General features: G+C 65.7%; 15 protein-coding genes. 9 read left to right on the forward strand and 6 right to left on the reverse strand.

What is annotated here, in order from left to right:
- Positions 1–54 precede the first annotated feature (54 nt).
- A complete protein-coding gene (gene ppk1 / locus V3596_RS16515; protein ID WP_334278889.1) occupies positions 55–2,205 on the forward strand; it encodes a polyphosphate kinase 1 in 2,151 nt (716 codons plus the stop codon).
- Here the strand turns inward: ppk1 and ppx are convergent.
- The gene (gene ppx / locus V3596_RS16520) at positions 2,192–3,712 is read right to left on the reverse strand and encodes an exopolyphosphatase (RefSeq protein ID WP_334278890.1); all 1,521 of its coding nucleotides are present in this window, start codon (positions 3,710–3,712) and stop codon (positions 2,192–2,194) included. The two genes, ppk1 and ppx, sit on opposite strands and share 14 nt — an antisense overlap.
- Positions 3,713–3,797: 85 nt before the next feature.
- Here ppx and V3596_RS16525 point away from each other — a divergent pair, with 85 nt between their 5' ends.
- Positions 3,798–4,652, forward strand: coding sequence for a dienelactone hydrolase family protein (locus tag V3596_RS16525; RefSeq protein ID WP_334278891.1), 855 nt, complete (start codon positions 3,798–3,800; stop codon positions 4,650–4,652).
- Positions 4,653–4,723: 71 nt separating this feature from the next.
- Positions 4,724–5,500: a ZIP family metal transporter gene (locus V3596_RS16530; protein ID WP_334278892.1), complete on the forward strand. Its 777-nt coding sequence runs from the start codon at positions 4,724–4,726 to the stop codon at positions 5,498–5,500.
- A 9-nt stretch (positions 5,501–5,509) separates the two neighbouring features.
- Here V3596_RS16530 and V3596_RS16535 read toward each other — a convergent pair whose 3' ends face one another.
- The 4 genes from V3596_RS16535 to V3596_RS16550 all read right to left on the reverse strand — a co-directional run bounded on the left by V3596_RS16535 (position 5,510) and on the right by V3596_RS16550 (position 8,951).
- Positions 5,510–5,944, reverse strand: coding sequence for a universal stress protein (locus V3596_RS16535; RefSeq protein WP_334278893.1), 435 nt, complete (start codon positions 5,942–5,944; stop codon positions 5,510–5,512).
- Positions 5,945–6,024: 80 nt separating this feature from the next.
- Positions 6,025–6,876 carry a sulfurtransferase gene (locus V3596_RS16540; protein ID WP_334278894.1) on the reverse strand — a complete coding sequence of 284 codons (852 nt, stop codon included), beginning with the start codon at positions 6,874–6,876 and terminating at the stop codon, positions 6,025–6,027.
- Positions 6,873–7,778: a DMT family transporter gene (locus tag V3596_RS16545; protein WP_334278895.1), complete on the reverse strand. Its 906-nt coding sequence runs from the start codon at positions 7,776–7,778 to the stop codon at positions 6,873–6,875. The genes V3596_RS16540 and V3596_RS16545 overlap by 4 nt, the downstream gene beginning before the upstream one ends.
- A gap of 60 nt (positions 7,779–7,838) precedes the next feature.
- On the reverse strand, positions 7,839–8,951 hold the full coding sequence (locus V3596_RS16550; RefSeq protein ID WP_334278896.1) for an aromatic ring-hydroxylating oxygenase subunit alpha: 1,113 nt from the start codon (positions 8,949–8,951) through the stop codon (positions 7,839–7,841).
- Positions 8,952–9,273: 322 nt separating this feature from the next.
- Between V3596_RS16550 and V3596_RS16555 the strand changes: the two genes are divergently transcribed.
- The 4 genes from V3596_RS16555 (at position 9,274) to folE2 (ending at position 13,295) form a co-directional block, all read left to right on the forward strand.
- Complete coding sequence (locus tag V3596_RS16555; protein WP_334278897.1) at positions 9,274–9,543, forward strand: exodeoxyribonuclease VII small subunit; 270 nt, start codon at positions 9,274–9,276, stop codon at positions 9,541–9,543.
- Between the two features lie 2 nt (positions 9,544–9,545).
- The gene (locus V3596_RS16560) at positions 9,546–10,433 is read left to right on the forward strand and encodes a polyprenyl synthetase family protein (RefSeq protein WP_334278898.1); all 888 of its coding nucleotides are present in this window, start codon (positions 9,546–9,548) and stop codon (positions 10,431–10,433) included.
- Between the two features lie 67 nt (positions 10,434–10,500).
- Positions 10,501–12,387 carry a 1-deoxy-D-xylulose-5-phosphate synthase gene (gene dxs / locus V3596_RS16565; RefSeq protein ID WP_334278899.1) on the forward strand — a complete coding sequence of 629 codons (1,887 nt, stop codon included), beginning with the start codon at positions 10,501–10,503 and terminating at the stop codon, positions 12,385–12,387.
- Between the two features lie 107 nt (positions 12,388–12,494).
- On the forward strand, positions 12,495–13,295 hold the full coding sequence (folE2, locus tag V3596_RS16570; RefSeq protein ID WP_334278900.1) for a GTP cyclohydrolase FolE2: 801 nt from the start codon (positions 12,495–12,497) through the stop codon (positions 13,293–13,295).
- Positions 13,296–13,350: 55 nt separating this feature from the next.
- Here folE2 and V3596_RS16575 read toward each other — a convergent pair whose 3' ends face one another.
- A complete protein-coding gene (locus tag V3596_RS16575; RefSeq protein WP_334278901.1) occupies positions 13,351–14,265 on the reverse strand; it encodes a LysR family transcriptional regulator in 915 nt (304 codons plus the stop codon).
- 116 nt (positions 14,266–14,381) lie between these two features.
- Here V3596_RS16575 and lysA point away from each other — a divergent pair, with 116 nt between their 5' ends.
- Complete coding sequence (lysA, locus tag V3596_RS16580) at positions 14,382–15,623, forward strand: diaminopimelate decarboxylase (RefSeq protein ID WP_334278902.1); 1,242 nt, start codon at positions 14,382–14,384, stop codon at positions 15,621–15,623.
- A 98-nt stretch (positions 15,624–15,721) separates the two neighbouring features.
- Positions 15,722–16,285, forward strand: coding sequence for an alkyl hydroperoxide reductase subunit C (gene ahpC / locus V3596_RS16585; protein ID WP_334278903.1), 564 nt, complete (start codon positions 15,722–15,724; stop codon positions 16,283–16,285).
- The last annotated feature ends 18 nt before the right edge of the window (positions 16,286–16,303 follow it).

Below are 16,303 nucleotides of genomic sequence, written 5' to 3' on the forward strand. Positions count from 1 at the left end.
TCGCCTTCCACGCTACTCATACGCCTGTCATATTTGCTTCATATGCTTGCCGGCATGACCGTTCCCGCCCAGCCCACGCCACCCCTGCTCAACCGCGAGCAAGCGATCCTCGAGTTCAACCGCCGGGTGCTCGCCCAGGCGCAGCGCGAGGATGTGCCGCTGCTGGAGCGGCTGCGCTACATCTGCATCGTCTCCAGCAATCTGGACGAGTTCTTCGAAGTGCGCTTTGCCGACATGCTGGATGCGGCGCGCGACCCCGATTCGCAGGTCAGCAACCGCGACATCGAGCGCGTGGCGCGCGAGGCGCATCTCTTGATCGACGAGCAGTACGCCATCTTCAACGAGCACGTGATGACGCGGCTGCGCGATCAGCGCATCGTGGTGCTGAACCATGCCGATCGCAACGATGCGCAACGCCTGTGGGTGGCCAAGTTCTTCGAGCGCGAGGTGCGGCCGCTGCTGGTGCCGGTGGGGCTGGACCCGGCGCACCCCTTTCCGCAGGTGGCCAACAAGTCGCTGCATTTCATCGCCCGCCTCTCGGGCAAGGATGCCTTCGGCCGCGACAACCGCATCGCCATCGTCAAGGTGCCGCGCGTGCTGCCGCGAGTCATCAAGCTGCCCGCGGTGATCAGCGAAGGCCGGCAGGCGTTTGTTCTCCTGACCAGCGTGATCCGCGCGCACCTGGAGGAGCTGTTTCCGGGGCGCACGGTCGAGGCCTTCTCGCAGTTCCGCGTCACTCGCGACTCAGACCTCGAAGTGGACGAGGAAGAGATCGCCAACCTGCGCCACGCCTTGCGCTCGGGCCTGACCACGCGCCACTTCGGCCGCGCGGTGCGCCTGGAAGTGGTCAACACCTGCCCGGAAGAGCTGTCACGCTTTCTGCTGGAGCAGTTCGACCTGCCGCCGGCCGCGTTGTACCGCGTCAATGGCCCGGTGAACCTGGTCCGCCTCAACGAGCTGATCGACCAGACCGAGGCCGACGAGCTGCGCTTCCTGCCGCACGAGCCGGTCTGGCCGCAGGGGCGGCTGCCGCGCGGCAAATCGATGTTCGATCGCCTGGCCAAGGGCGATGTGATGCTGCATCACCCGTTTGAGAGCTTCGAGCCGGTGGTGCAATTGCTGCGCGAAGCGGTTGAAGACCCGGACGTGCTGGCGATCAAGCAGACGGTCTATCGCACCGGCAGCAAGTCCGAGCTGATGGACCTCCTGATCGAGGCAGCGCGGCGCGGCAAGGAAGTGATGGTGGTCGTCGAGCTGAAGGCTCGCTTTGACGAAGAAGCGAACATCAACTGGGCGGAGCGGCTGGAGGCTGTGGGCGCGCAGGTGGTGTACGGCATCGTCGGCTACAAGACGCATGCCAAGCTGCTCCTGATCACGCGCCGCGAGGGCAAGCCCGGCGGCAAGACCACGCTGCGCCGCTACGCCCACCTTTCGACCGGCAACTACAACCCCAAGACCGCGCGGCTCTATACCGACATCGGCTACATGAGTGCCGACCCGGACCTGACGGCGGACGCTGACATGGTGTTCCGTCAATTGGCATCGCTGGGCAAGTTCAAGACGCCCAAGCGCCTGCTGGTCGCGCCGTTCAACATGCATTCACGGATGGTCGAGCACCTCGCCCAGGTTGAAGCGGCTGCGCGGGCTGGTCAGACGGCGCGCGTGGTGGTGAAGATCAATGCGCTGACCGACGCCGAACTCATCGCTGCGCTGTTGAAGACGGCCCAGGCTGGCGCCAGGATCGACCTGATTGTGCGTGGCGCCTGCATGCTGCCGCCCGGGCTGCCCGGCATCAGCGACAACATCGTGATCCGCTCGGTGGTCGGCCGCTTCCTGGAGCATTCGCGCATCGCCTATTTCCGCTGGGGGTCGAGCGAGAGCGATGAAGCCTTGTACCTGTCAAGCGCCGACTGGATGAGCCGCAATATGTTCCGCCGCATCGAGGTGGCCTGGCCGGTGCTGGACGCCAAGCTGCGCCAGCGCGTCATCGACGAGGGCCTCGTGCCCTATCTGCACGACAGCCTGGATGCCTGGCAGCTTGGGCCCGATGGGCATTCGACGCTGGTCAGTGGCGCGGGCCACAGCGGCCAGCAGGCGGAGACCGGCCGCAGCGCCCAGCAGGCGGAGATCAGACACGGCGGCCAGCAGGCGGAGATCAGACACAGCGCCCAGCAGGCGCTGATGCGCCTGTTCAGTCCGTCCTGAAGTCGACCGTCAGGAGCTTGCTGCGCGACCAGGCGTCGACCTCGCCGCGCAGCAGGTAGTCGGCCAGCGGGTTGGCGAGCAGCCAACCGGGCTTGGTCTCAATGCGCAGGCGGCGCTCGCTGCGCTGCAAGCTCAGGGCGTCCAATTGAACCGGCCCGCGGGCGTGGCACTGCACCACGGCCAGACGCAGCGCCAGCAATTGCCACAGCAGGTTCTCATCCGCCTGCAACTGGTCCTGCAGCTTGCGCAGGCCGCCGCGCTGGCCCAGTGCCAGGTCGCCCAGGCGTTGCAACTGGTTCTGTGAGAAGCCGGCGGCGTCCACATGGGAGAGCAGGTAGGCGCTGTGCCGGTGGTGGTCGTGATGCGAAACCATCATGCCGATCTCGTGCAGGGCGGCCGCCCAGCCAAGTTCGCGCCTGAGTTCGGGCGTGGCTTGCGGCTGCAGTTGGCGGTAGAAGGCCTGGGCCTGGGCCTGCACACGTTTGGCTTGCGCTGTATCGATCAGGAAACGCTGCTGCAACATGCGTACCGATTGCTCGCGCAGGTCCAGTGTGGCGCGCACACCCGGGTTGATGCGTTCGGCCAGGTCGAACACCACGCCCTGGCGCAGCGCGCCCTTGGCCGGCTTCAAGGACTCGATGCCGAACTGAGTGAGCAAGGTGTAGAGGATGCACAGGCCGCCGGCCACCACGGCGCGGCGGTCTTCCTTCAGTCCGGGCAGGTCCAGCTTGTCCATGTGGCCGGCCGCCAGGCATTGCTCGATGCACCAGCGCAGCGCTTCGGTCGTGACCGTACCGTCGGTGATGCCGCTGCCGGCCAGCAATTGCGAAACGGCGCCCACGGTGCCCGATGAGCCCAGCGCCTCGGTCCAGGCCGGCTTGCTGTGCTGCCTGGAGAACTGCTTGAAGGCCTCTTCCAGCTCGGCCCCTGCGGCGATCTGTGCGGCGCGGAAGGCCTCGGGCGTGAACTCGCCGCTCGGGAAGAAGCGCATCGACAGGCTGACGCTGCCGATCTGGAATGACTCGGCCTTCAAGGGCTTGCGGCCGCGGCCGAGAATCATCTCGGTCGAGCGGCCACCGATGTCGATCACCAGTCGCGTGGCTTCCGAGGGTTGCAGGCGTGCCACGCCAGCGAAGATCAGGCGGGCTTCCTCGCGACCCGAGATCACCTCGATCGGAAAGCCCAGCGCCTTCTCGGCCCGGGCCAGGAAGTCATCGCGGTTGCGGGCTTCGCGCAGCGTCTGCGTTGCCACGGCACGCACCTGCTCGGGTGAAAACCCCTGCAACGCCGCAGCGAAGCGAGCCAGGCAGGCCAGGCCACGCTGTATCGCTTCTTCGCTGAGCGTGCCGTCGGCATCGAGGCCGCCGCCCAGTCGCACCGTTTCCTTCAGGTATTGCTGGCGCTTGTACTGGTTGCCTTCGAGACGGGCGATCTCCAGCCGGAAGCTGTTGGAGCCCATGTCGATGGCGGCCAGGGTCTGGGATGCAGGAACGGCGGCGAGATTCATGGGGCGCGATTGTCGCGGCATTCGATGACGGCGCCGCCCGCGCGCGTCCCTAGAATCCGCGCAATCCCAGTCTGGAGTGCCAACGATGCCCGCTTTTGATGCGAAAGATCCCAGCCGCCGAGATTTTGTCCGCGCGACGGTGGGCGGCAGCTTTGCCGCAGCCGTGATGCCGGTCACGGCCGAGACGATCAAGACCGACGCCAAGGACCTGCTGGTCGGCGAGGTGACGATCCCGGTCGGCAAGTTCCAGATGCCGGCCTACCGTGCGGCCCCGGCCAATGCCAGGGGCAAGCTGCCCGTGGTGCTGGTGATCAGCGAGATTTTTGGTGTGCATGAGCACATTGCCGATGTGGCCCGGCGTTTTGCCAAGCAGGGCTATCTGGCGATTGCGCCTGAGTTGTTTGTGCGCCAAGGCGACGCTGGCGAGTACGGCGAGATCACCAAGCTGATCGCCGAGGTGATCTCCAAGGTGCCAGATGCGCAGGTGCTGGGTGACCTGGACGCAACGGTTGCCTGGGCGGATGCGAATGGCGGCGACACGAAGCGCCTCGCCATCACCGGCTTTTGCTGGGGCGGCCGCATCACCTGGCTCTATGCGGCGCATCAGCCACAACTGAAGGCGGCGGTGGCCTGGTACGGCAAGCTGCGGGGCGAGCGGCACAGCATCTATCCTCGTCATCCGCTGGACCTGACGGCCGACCTGAAAGCGCCGGTGCTGGGCCTGTATGGCGGCGCGGATGCGGGCATTCCGAACGAGGATGTCGCCAGCATGCAGGAGGCATTGAAGGCGGGCAGCGTTGCCGCGCGCGCCAGCGAGATCGTGCTGTACCCGGACACGCCGCATGCCTTCAATGCCGACTACCGCCCCAGCTACCGCGAAAAGGAGGCGAAGGACGGCTGGGTGCGCTGCCTGGCCTGGTTCAAGTCGCATGGCGTCTGAACGGTGCTTGACAGCTCTGAGACAATGCCCGATCAGCGCACCTCCCGGTGCGCTTTGATTTTTGACTGCCCATGACCCTGTTCTATATCGTGCTCGCAACGCTGATCGGCGGACTTCTGTCCGTGCTGATCGCGGCCAGCCTGACCGTGAGCCTGCTCGGTCGGGTGGTCAAGCACCTGGTCAGTCTGTCCACCGGCGTGTTGCTGGGCACGGCCTTGCTGCAGGTGCTGCCCGAGGCTTTTGAGCGCGATGCCAAGCCACAGGCGCTGTTCCTGACGCTGCTGGGCGGTCTCCTGTTCTTCTTTCTCCTGGAGAAGGCCGAGCTGTACCGCCACACCCATCATCACGAGGGGGATGGGCATCACCATCATCATCACTTCGATGCGGACCAGGCAGGCCGCGGCGGGATCTCGGTGCTGGTGGGTGACAGCATCCACAACTTCTGCGACGGCGTGATCATCGCTGCCGCCTTCCTGGCCGACCATCACCTGGGCTGGGCCACGGCGTTGGCCATCATCGCCCACGAGATTCCGCAAGAGGTGGGCGACTACATCGTGCTCCTGAACGCCGGTTTGTCACGCGGCAAGGCCTTGTTCTACAACGCGGTGTCAGGTCTTGCCGCCGTGGGCGGCGGCGTGCTGGGCTACTTCGTTGTCGGGCCCTGGCAGGAGCTGTTTCCCTTCCTGCTCGTGGCGGCCTCGAGCAGCTTCATCTACGTGGCCGTGGCCGACCTGATTCCGCAACTGCAGCGCCGCCTGCCCTGGCGCGAGACCATGGCGCAACTCGGCTGGCTGGCCGCTGGCTTGGCGCTGGTGACCCTGGTGGTCAGCTTCTCCGGCCACCACTGAGTTGCCAAGCTAGCGAACGATCAGGACAGGCGTCGTGCAGTGCGTGAGCACCTTCTGGGTTTCACTGCCCAGCAAGAGCGCCTGAACGCCGCGCCGGCCGTGCGAGGCCATCACCAGCAGGTCGACCTTGTTTTGCTGGGCGTGCTCGATGATCGCCTCCCAGGGATGCAGGGCCTCGACCGTGTGTCCCTCGGCCGACACGTTGGCAGCCTCGGCCGCGGCGATCACGGCCTTCACTCTGGCGCTGGCGATGCGCTCCTGCGCGTCGAAGAATTCCTGTGGCGGCGTCGGTTGCATTTCCGACACCGCGCTGTAGGGGAAGGGTTCCTTCACGCTGATCGTGTACAGCTTGGCGCCATGGGTCTTGGCCATGGCGATGGCGGTATCGATGGCCTTGCTGGTGATCTCGGAACCGTCGGTGGGTACCAGGATGCGTTTGAACATGGCGAACCTCCTTGCTGGATTTCAGGGCCAGTGTGGCGCTCACGCGCACGGCCCATCTTGCGCCATGTCAAGGAGGCTTGCTAGCCCTTGGCGACCGGCCGCGCCGGGTCGCAGGACCATTCGCTCCAGGAGCCGGGGTAGAGCGCCGAGCCCGCCAGGCCGGCATGCTCCATTGCCAGCAGGTTGTGGCAGGCGGTCACACCCGAGCCGCATTGATGAACCACGGCCGATGGCGCATGCGGCGGCAGCAGGCGTTCGAACTCGGCACGCAACTCGGCGGCAGGCCTGAAGCGACCATCCGGCCCCAGGTTGTCCTTGAAGAAGCGGTTGCTGGCGCCGGGAATGTGGCCGGCCTGCTTGTCCAGCGGCTCAACCTCGCCACGGAAGCGCTCGGCAGCGCGCGCGTCAATCAGGCGCAAGGTGCCAAGTCTTGCCAGCAGCGCATCGGCTTCGATGGTTGGGGAGAGCGAAGGGCCGGTGACGAAATCGCCGGCGTGCGGCGTTGGCGTCTCGTGCTTGCTCAATGGCCCGCCAGCAGCCGTCCATGCGGCGAGACCACCATCCAGCACCGCGACTGCCTCATGGCCCAGCCAGCGCAGCATCCACCACAGATGGGCGCCGTAAGGACCGCCTTGGCGGTCGTAGGCCACGACCTGGGTTTCCTTGCGCAGGCCGAGTGCGCGCATGCGCGCCGCAAATGTCTCCCGGTCCGGCAACGGATGGCGGCCGTTCCTGCCGGTCATCGGGCCGCAAGTGTCGCGGTCCAGATGCAGGTAGTGGGCGCCGGGCAGGTGCTGATCGCGGTAGACGCGCTCCCCCGCATCGGTATCGGCGAGGTCGAAGCTGCATTCGATCAGCAGCAGCGCCTGAGGCTGCTTTTCGAGGGCGAGCAGTTCGGTGGCAGAAATCAGGGTGCGGTAGGTCGTGGTCATGATTCGCTCACGGCATGGGGTGAAGGCTCGACGCGGCTGCGCAAGAGGGTGGCGGCCAGGCCGGCACCGATGATCAGGGCGATGCCGGCCAGGGCGCTGAGGCTCATCCGGTCATGGAACAGCCAGGCGCCATAGATGCTGGAGAAGACGATGCCCAGGTACTGAAGGCTGGCGTTCACCAGCGTGCGGCCGCGGCCGTAGGCGCGGGTCATCATCAGCTGGGCCACGGTGGCCAGCACGCCGACGGCAAAGAGCAGGCCGAGCCCTCGTGCATCGTGGCCATGGAACTCGGTCGTGTGCCGGGCGAAGTGCAGCACGGCCGTGGTCAGGCCGCCAGCAATCGCACCGCCGAGCGAGAAGTAGAAGACGATCCGGTACTCCGGCTCACCGGCCCGGCCGAGCGCCGTGATCTGCAGATAGGCGAGGGCGGAAAGCATGCCCGAAAGCAGGCCGGCGAGGCCGTGCCAGGCTTGCTGCTGGTCAATCGTCGGCCGCAGCACCAGGGCCACGCCGACAAAGCCCAGGAGCACCGCAGCCACCAGCCGCGAATCGACCTTGGCTGTGCCCAGCATCACTGCGCCGCCGATCAGGAACAGCGCCATCCAGACGGACGACATGTAATTCAGCGTCATGGCCGTGGCGAGCGGCAACTGGCTGATCGAATAGAACCACAGCGACAGCGCACAGACGCCCGAGAGGCTGCGCCAGAAGTGCATGCCTGGCACCGAGGTGCGCAGCGAAAGGCCGTGCGCGCGCGCCATCAGGCCGATCATCAGGACGCCCACGATGCCGCGGTACATCACGATTTCGCCCGCGTCGTACTGGCTGGACGCCAGCTTCACGCACACCCCCATCGTGGCGAACAGAAAGGTGGCGGCGATCATCAAGGCGGAGGCGGGCATGGCAGGGATTCTGCCCGTCAAGCGGGCGTTAAAAAGCCGCCTCGCGGGCGGCCTTCTCTTTCAAGGGGCAATCTGCATCAGTTGCCGGTACCACTCATGGAAATGCTGCATGCCATCTTCCATCGGGCTCTGGTAGGGGCCGACCTCGTTGTCGCCGCGCTGCAACAGCGCCTTGCGGCCCGCGTCCATGCGCAGGGCAATCTCGTCGTCTTCCACGCAGGTTTCCATGTAGGCGGCCTGGTGGGCCTCGACGAAGTCGCGCTCGAAGGCGACGATTTCCTCGGGGTAGTAGAACTCGACGATATTGGTAGTCTTCTGCGGGCCCTGCGGAAACAGGGTGGACACCACCAGCACATGCGGGTACCACTCGACCATGATGTGCGGGTAATAGGTCAGCCAGATCGCGCCATGCTTGGGCGCCTCGCCGCCGCGGAAGGCGAGCACCTGCTGATGCCACTTGCTGTAGACGTCCGAGCCCGGCCGCTCCAGGTCCTTGTGGATGCCCACGGTCTGCACTGAATGGTGACGACCGAACTCCCAGCTCAGGTCTTCGCAGGTCACGAAGTTGCCCAGGCCCGGATGGAAGGGGCCGACGTGGTAGTCCTCCAGATAGACCTCGATGAAGGTCTTCCAGTTGTAGTCGCACTCGTGGACATGGACCTTGTCCAGCACATAGCCCGAGAAGTCCAGCTCGGCCGCCGGGCCGATGCTGGCCAGGTTGGCGGCCACGTCGTGGCCGTTGTCCTCGAACAGGAGGCCGTTCCATTCGCGCAGCTTGTAGCGGTTCAGGTTCAGGCAGGGGTCTTCGGCGAAATGAGGTGCGCCGACCAGCTCGCCCTTCAGGTCGTAGGTCCAGCGGTGCAGCGGGCAGACGATATTGCTGCGCGTGTTGCCACGTCCCTTGAGCATGACGGCCTGGCGGTGGCGGCAGACATTGGACAGCAGCTCGATGCCCTGCGGCGTGCGCACCAAGGCGCGGCCCTCGCCCTCCTGGGGCAGTGCGTAGTAGTCACCAACTTCGGGCACCGCGAGCGCATGCCCGAGGTAGCGCGGCCCAGGTTGGAACAACAAAGCCTGTTCCTTGCGGAACAGGGCCTCATCGAAATACGAGGTGACTTGCAGCTGTGTCTTGCTGCGCTCAAGCGCCGAGACTGGGATGCTCAGGTCGGACATGATCCAAAGGGGTCTCCAGGAAACCAATGTCAACCCCCCGGCACGGTCGCTGCAGGCTGCACCGCTGTACCGGGTTTGTGAAGAAGAGGGCAAAAAAGCCCGACGACAGCCGGGCCCGTGCGCTGTCTGAGCCGGTCGAACCGCTCGTGACCTGGCTCAGGGAATGCGCGAGGGAGGGATTGTACCCGGGGGGCGGCGCTTGGGGGCCTCACTGCACTGACAGCCACAGCACTGTCAACTGTTGCTTCCTGAAACCTCCCCCCAGCGGGTGACGCGGATTGGCGCATGGCGCTGACTACAATGTCACGTTTCGCTTATTGAAATGAGTAAGGCTCCAGATTCCTCCGCCAAAACCGCGCCAGTACCGCGCGGCCAAACCCTGCCCGCGCCGGCCAGCTATGAGCTGGCCCTGTCCGAGCTGGAGCAATTGGTGGCGGCCATGGAAGGCGGGCAGCTCCCTTTGGATCAATTGCTTGACAACTACCGGCGCGGCGCCGAGTTGCTGGGTTTTTGCCGGGAGCGCCTGGTCGCGGTGGAGCAGCAGGTCAAACTGCTGGACGCGGGCGAGCTGAAGCTCTGGGAGGATTCTTGACAGTGGACGCCGCAAGATTTGACGCCTGGGCCCAGGATGCCCTGGACCAGGTAGAGACAGCGCTGGAGCGCTGGGTTCCCGAAGATTCGCCTGCCGGTCTCGGTGAAGCCATGCGCTATGCCGTGCTGGGTGGCGGCAAGCGTTTGCGCCCGCTCCTGGTGCTCGCGGCTTGCGAAGCCGTTCATGGCCATCGCGAGGCGGCGCTGCGCGCGGCTTGCTCGGTCGAGCTGATCCATGCCTATTCGCTGGTGCATGACGACATGCCCTGCATGGACGACGACGTGCTGCGCCGCGGCAAGCCCACGGTCCATGTGGCCTTCGGTGAAGCCCAGGCCATGCTGGCGGGCGACGCGATGCAGGCCCTGGCATTTGAGGTTCTGACGCCGGAAGAGGGTGTTGATGCTTCCTTGCAGGCGCGCCTGTGCGCGCTGCTGGCGCGCTCGGCCGGCCACGCAGGCATGGCGGGCGGCCAGGCCATCGACCTGGCCAGCGTCGGCCAGCAGCTGGACGAGGCAGCCTTGTGCGATATGCATCGCCGCAAGACAGGCGTACTCTTGCAGGCCAGCGTGCTGATGGGTGCTGCCTGCGGCGAGCTGGACGAGCGTGCCTGGAATGCCCTGGCCGAGTACGGTGCGGCCATCGGCCTGGCTTTCCAGGTGGTGGACGACATTCTCGACGTGACCCAGGACTCGGAAGTGTTGGGCAAGACGGCGGGCAAGGACCAGGATGCAAACAAGCCGACCTATGTGAGCGTGCTCGGGCTGGAGCCGGCGCGCCGCTACGCGCAGGCACTGCGCGGGCAGGCGCACGCCGCCCTGGCGGCCAGCGGGCTGGTGGATACCAGCCGGCTGGCGCAGTTGGCCGACAAGGTCGTGGAGCGCGAGAGCTGAGCGGCGCCTCCTTGGCCTGCAATGAACGCCGCGAACTCGCGCTACAACCCATAAGAACAGGATCGTCATGAATTACGCCCTGCTGAGAACCGTCAACAGCCCCGCAGACCTGCGCCGCCTGCCGCGCGCCGATCTGCCGAAGCTGGCCGATGAGTTGCGGGCCTACCTGCTCGAGTCGGTCGCCAAGACCGGCGGCCACCTGTCGTCCAATCTGGGCACGGTCGAGCTGACGATCGCGCTGCACTACGTGTTCAACACGCCTGAAGACCGCCTGGTCTGGGACGTGGGTCACCAGACCTATCCGCACAAGATCCTGACCGGTCGTCGCGACCAGATGCCTGGCCTACGTCAGCTGGGCGGCATCAGCGGCTTCCCGCGCCGTGACGAAAGCGAGTACGACACCTTCGGTACCGCGCATTCGTCCACCTCCATCTCGGCCGCGCATGGCATGGCCATGGCCGCCAAGCTCAAGGGCGAAGACCGCAAGGCCGTGGCCATCATCGGCGATGGCGCCATGACGGCCGGCATGGCCTTCGAAGCGCTGAACAACGCAGGTATTCCGCATGCGGGCGTGCTCGGCGACGTGCTGGTGATCCTGAACGACAACGACATGTCGATCAGCCCGCCGGTGGGCGCGCTGAACAAGTACCTGGCCCGCCTGATGAGCGGCAAGTTCTACGCCGCGGCCCGCGAAGGTGCCAAGTCGGTGCTCAAGAACACGCCGCTCTATGAATTTGCCCGTCGCTTCGAGGAGCACACCAAGGGCATGGTCGTGCCGGGCACGATCTTCGAGGAATTCGGCTTCAACTACGTGGGCCCGATCGATGGTCACGACCTCGACGCGCTGATCCCGACGCTGGAGAACCTGCGCGACCGTGGCGGCGCCCAGTTCCTGCATGTGGTGACCAAGAAGGGCCAGGGCTACAAGCTGGCCGAGGCCGACCCGATCAAGTACCACGGCCCGTCGCCATTCAATCCGAGCGAGGGTATCAAGCCCGCGACCAAGCCGGCCAAGACCACCTTCACGCAAGTGTTCGGCGAGTGGCTGTGCGACATGGCCGACCAGGACAAGCGCCTTGTCGGTGTCACGCCCGCGATGCGAGAGGGCTCGGGCATGGTGGAGTTCCACCAGCGCTTCCCGACCCGCTACTTCGACGTCGGCATCGCCGAGCAGCATGCGGTCACCTATGCCGCAGGCCTGGCCTGCGAAGGCCTGAAGCCGGTGGTGGCGATCTACTCGACCTTCCTGCAGCGTGCCTACGACCAGCTGATTCACGACGTGGCGATCCAGAATCTGCCGGTCCTGTTCGCGCTGGACCGGGCGGGCCTGGTCGGTGCCGACGGCGCCACGCACGCCGGCAACTACGACATCGCCTTCACGCGCTGCATTCCGAACATGAGCCTCTTGACGCCGGCCGACGAGAACGAGTGCCGCCAGGCCTTGTTCACCGGCTTCGAGCATGCAGGCCCGGTGACCGTGCGCTATCCGCGTGGTGCCGGTGCTGGGGTGGCTGCTGTCAAGCAGATGACGGCCATGCCCTGGGGCAAGGGCGAGGTGCGACGCCGCGGCTCGCGCATCGCCATCCTGGCCTTTGGTACGGTGCTTTATCCGGCCCTGGGCGCTGGCGAGAAGCTGGACGCCACGGTGGCGAACATGCGCTTCGTGAAGCCGCTGGACCATGAACTGGTGGCCGAGCTGGCCCGTACCCACGAGGCCCTGGTGACCATTGAGGAAGGCTGCATCATGGGCGGCGCTGGCAGTGCCGTGCTCGAGAGCCTGCAGGCCGCCGGCATCTCGGTGCCGGTGCTGCAGCTGGGCCTGCCCGACCAGTTCGTCGAGCATGGCGATCCGGTCAAGCTGATGGCGCAATGCGGCCTGGATGCCGTGGGCATCGAGCAGGCCATCATCGAGCGCTTTGGCGCCCGCCCGGCTCTGCGGGCAGCCAACGGCTGAGCAAGGCACCCAAAGCCCTTGGCCGGCAAGGCTGCTTGCAAGCTGTCATGCTCTGGGCTCAGTATTAACCCGAGGCGTCGCTTTTGCGCCGCCGGCCTGCGATTCGCATGAACCAAGTCACCAGCGCCCACCTGCATCACATCCCCGACACCCAGAGCGAGCGCGATGAGCGCCATCTGGTGATCCAGCGCGTGGGCGTCAAGGACGTGCGCTACCCGCTGCAGGTGCTGGTGGCCGGCAAGGCCCAGCCCACCGTGGGCAACTGGACGCTGGATGTGCTGCTGCCGGCAGAGAAGAAGGGCACGCACATGTCCCGCTTCGTGGCCTGGCTCGATGCGCTGCAGGCACCGCTGGACGCCGCTTCGCTGCGCGAGTTGCACGGCCAGATGCTGACGAAGCTGGAAGCCGTGGAAGGCCGCATCGAAGTGCGCTTCACCTTCTTCCTGCGCAAGCGTGCGCCTGTGTCCGGCATCGAGAGCATGCTGGACTATCAAGGTGCCCTGATCTCCGAGACCCGCGCCGGCATCACCACCGTGTGGGCCGAGGTGGGCGTGGCCGTCAAGAGCCTGTGCCCCTGCTCCAAGGAAATCGCCGACTATGGCGCGCACAACCAGCGTTCCTTGGTGACGATACGCGCCGAGGTCAAGGACGCTTCTCTGAGCTGGCAGGAGCTGGTGCGCTTCGCGGAAGAGAGCGCCTCCAGCGAAATCTGGCCACTGCTCAAGCGCAGCGACGAGAAGTGGATCACCGAGCATGCCTACGAGAACCCCAAGTTCGTCGAGGACCTGGTGCGCGATGTGGCGCTGCGGCTGAATGCTGAAGCGCGGATCGGCCGCTATTCGGTCGATGTTGAGAACTTCGAATCCATACACAACCACTCGGCCTACGCGCGCATCGAGCGCGCCTGAAAAGCCGCGCTGACGATTGCATGAGAAGAGGCCGCATCAAGCGGCCTCTTTGCATTCAGTGCTTCAACCGTTGTTGCAGCGCTGCTGCCTCAAGCCGCAGCGCATTGCACAGCGGCTCAACGCGCGGATGCGTGGGCCTGTGCAGGGGCCGGGCCAGCCAGACCTCGTAAGGGATCGAATGGCTGAAGCGCCTCCACTGCAGCCGCGCTCCGGCGCAGGCCAGGGCAGTGAGCGGATTGACGATGGCCAGCCCCAGACCCTGTTCGACCATCGCGCATATGGCGACCGCGCTGTGTGTTTGCAAGCGCATCTGGCGCCGCACGCCCTGGGACTCGAAGACGGCGTCAATCAGGCGCCGGTAGGGGTCGTCGCTGGCCAGGCTGACGAAGGTCTGGCCGGCAAAGTCGGCCGGGTGGAGCACCGACTTGGACAGCAAGGCATGGCCAGCCGGCAGCACGCAGACCTCGTCCAGGCTCAGGAGCCGCTCGAAACCGACACCCTCGCTGCCCTGGCCCTGCTCGGTGAGGCCGAGGTCAACGCGCTGGGCGCTCAGCCAGTCGTCCAGCAAGGGTGGCTCCTGCGGCGTGATGTCGATGGCGCCGCTGTCTCCCTCAGCCTGGCCCAGGCGCGCACACGCGGCCGGCAGCAGGGCATGAGCCAGGGCTGGCAGGCTCAGCAGTTGCAGGGCGCCGGGCTCGTCTCGCGCCAGGGCGCGGGCGCGATGGGCCACGCGCTCCAGCCCTTCGAAGGAACGCTGCACCTCGTCGAACAGGGCCAGCGCCCGGGCCGTCGCCTTGAGCCGGCCACGCTGCCGTTCGAACAAGGCATAGCCGAGCAGGAATTCCAGCCGCGCCAGTTCCCGGCTGATGGTGGGCTGCGATGTGTGCAATTGCCGCGCAGCCTCGCTGACGCCGCCGGCCCGCATCACGGCGCGGAACACTTCGATGTGGCGGTGGCTGATCGCAGACATGATCAAACCATATCAGATACGGATTGATGATCGAAATGAAAGCATTTGATTGGATGGGTGGGGGCGGGCATGCTGCTGGCATTCATTGAATCCTTTGCCTTCAAGAAGAGACCCACATGCCCCAGCCCATTTCCGCCCCCTTGCTGCACTCGCTGGCCGAGCGTTTCGGCAGCCCGCTGTGGGTCTATGACGCCGCTGTCATCCGCCAGCGCATTGCCGCGCTCAAGGCCTTCGACACGGTGCGTTTCGCGCAGAAGGCCTGCTCCAACATCCACATCCTCAGGTTGATGCGGGAGCAGGGCGTCAAGGTCGATTCGGTCTCGCGCGGCGAGATCCTGCGGGCACTGGCCGCGGGCTATCAGGCCGGCGATGACGAGATCGTCTTTACGGCTGACCTGCTGGACCGAGAGACCTTGTCCACGGTGATCGAACACCGCGTGCCGGTGAACGCCGGTTCCATCGACATGCTGCGCCAGCTCGGTACGTCGTCGAAGGGCCACAAGGTCTGGCTGCGCATCAACCCCGGCTTCGGCCACGGCCACAGCAACAAGACCAACACCGGCGGCGAGCACAGCAAGCACGGCATCTGGCACACGGCGCTGGGCGAGGCGCTGGCCGTCATCAAGGCCCAGGGCCTGCAGCTCGTCGGCCTGCACATGCACATCGGCTCCGGCGTGGACTACGGCCACCTGAGCCAGGTTTGCGGCGCGATGGTCGATCTGGTGCGCCAGACGCTGGCGGCCGGCCATGACCTGCAGGCGATCTCGGCCGGTGGCGGCCTGTCGATTCCCTACCAAGAGGGCGGCGCGGTCATCGACACCGCGCACTACTTCGGCCTCTGGGACGCCGCCCGCAAGGAAGCCGAGGCGCTGCTGGGTCACAAGCTGCATCTTGAGATCGAACCGGGCCGCTTCCTGGTGGCCGAGTCGGGCGTGCTCCTGACCGAGGTGCGCGCCACCAAGAACGCCGGCAACAACCACTTCGTGCTGGTCGACGCCGGCTTCAACGAGCTGATGCGCCCGGCCATGTACGGTGCCTTCCATGCGATGACCCTGCTGCCGCGCGATGGCAGCCGGCGCGCCAGCCGCCCCACCGTGGTGGCCGGCCCGCTGTGCGAATCGGGCGACGTGTTCACGCAGGAAGATGGCGGCGTGGTCGTGCCCCGCGAGCTGATGGCGGCCGAGGTCGGCGACCTGCTGGTGATCCACGACACCGGCGCCTATGGCGCTTCCATGTCCAGCAACTACAACAGCCGGCCCTTGATTGCCGAAGTGCTGGTTGACGGCACCGATGCTGGCAGCGCCCGCCTGATCCGGCGCCGTCAGACCGTCGAAGAGTTGCTGGCCCTGGAAGCCTGATTGGATTTGCCTATGAGCTTGATTTGAGCAATCAACCCAGCCAAGGGGTTGGCGTCGATATCATTCCGTCATTCTTTCAACCCCACAGGAACTGAGTCATGTCTCTGATCAACACCCAAGTCCAGCCTTTCAAGACCGAAGCCTTCCACAACGGCAAGTTCATCACCGTCAGCGACGAGACGATGAAGGGCAAGTGGTCCGTGCTGATCTTCATGCCGGCCGCCTTCACCTTCAACTGCCCGACCGAAGTCGAAGACGCGGCCGACAACTACGCCGAATTCCAGAAGATGGGCGCCGAGGTCTACATCGTCACGACCGACACGCATTTCTCGCACAAGGTCTGGCACGAAACCTCGCCGGCCGTCGGCAAGGCCAAGTTCCCGCTGGTGGGCGACCCGACCCACACGCTGACCAACGCCTTCGGCGTGCACATCCCTGAAGAAGGCCTGGCGCTGCGCGGCACCTTCGTGATCAACCCGGACGGCGTGATCAAGACGGCTGAAATCCACTCGAACGAAATCGCCCGTGACGTCAAGGAAACGCTGCGCAAGCTGAAGGCTGCCCAGTACACCGCCGCTCACCCGGGTGAAGTCTGCCCGGCCAAGTGGAACGAAGGCGCCAAGACCATCGCTCCGTCGCTGGACCTGGTCGGCAAGATCTAAAGGGATGACCCACCCCCG

The sequence above is a fragment of the Roseateles microcysteis genome (assembly GCF_036880965.1).
Lineage (GTDB): Bacteria > Pseudomonadota > Gammaproteobacteria > Burkholderiales > Burkholderiaceae_C > JAUASW01.

Excerpts from the sequence above, each read along its gene's own strand:
- ppk1 (WP_334278889.1), top strand. The coding sequence starts at position 55 with ATGACCGTTCCCGCCCAGCCCACGCCACCCCTGCTCAACCGCGAGCAA.
- V3596_RS16535 (WP_334278893.1), bottom strand. The coding sequence starts at position 5,944 with ATGTTCAAACGCATCCTGGTACCCACCGACGGTTCCGAGATCACCAGC.
- V3596_RS16555 (WP_334278897.1), top strand. The coding sequence starts at position 9,274 with ATGAGTAAGGCTCCAGATTCCTCCGCCAAAACCGCGCCAGTACCGCGC.
- V3596_RS16540 (WP_334278894.1), bottom strand. The coding sequence starts at position 6,876 with ATGACCACGACCTACCGCACCCTGATTTCTGCCACCGAACTGCTCGCC.
- V3596_RS16530 (WP_334278892.1), top strand. The coding sequence starts at position 4,724 with ATGACCCTGTTCTATATCGTGCTCGCAACGCTGATCGGCGGACTTCTG.
- V3596_RS16545 (WP_334278895.1), bottom strand. The coding sequence starts at position 7,778 with ATGCCCGCCTCCGCCTTGATGATCGCCGCCACCTTTCTGTTCGCCACG.
- ahpC (WP_334278903.1), top strand. The coding sequence starts at position 15,722 with ATGTCTCTGATCAACACCCAAGTCCAGCCTTTCAAGACCGAAGCCTTC.
- V3596_RS16550 (WP_334278896.1), bottom strand. The coding sequence starts at position 8,951 with ATGTCCGACCTGAGCATCCCAGTCTCGGCGCTTGAGCGCAGCAAGACA.
- dxs (WP_334278899.1), top strand. The coding sequence starts at position 10,501 with ATGAATTACGCCCTGCTGAGAACCGTCAACAGCCCCGCAGACCTGCGC.
- V3596_RS16575 (WP_334278901.1), bottom strand. The coding sequence starts at position 14,265 with ATGTCTGCGATCAGCCACCGCCACATCGAAGTGTTCCGCGCCGTGATG.
- ppx (WP_334278890.1), bottom strand. The coding sequence starts at position 3,712 with ATGAATCTCGCCGCCGTTCCTGCATCCCAGACCCTGGCCGCCATCGAC.
- lysA (WP_334278902.1), top strand. The coding sequence starts at position 14,382 with ATGCCCCAGCCCATTTCCGCCCCCTTGCTGCACTCGCTGGCCGAGCGT.
- V3596_RS16525 (WP_334278891.1), top strand. The coding sequence starts at position 3,798 with ATGCCCGCTTTTGATGCGAAAGATCCCAGCCGCCGAGATTTTGTCCGC.
- folE2 (WP_334278900.1), top strand. The coding sequence starts at position 12,495 with ATGAACCAAGTCACCAGCGCCCACCTGCATCACATCCCCGACACCCAG.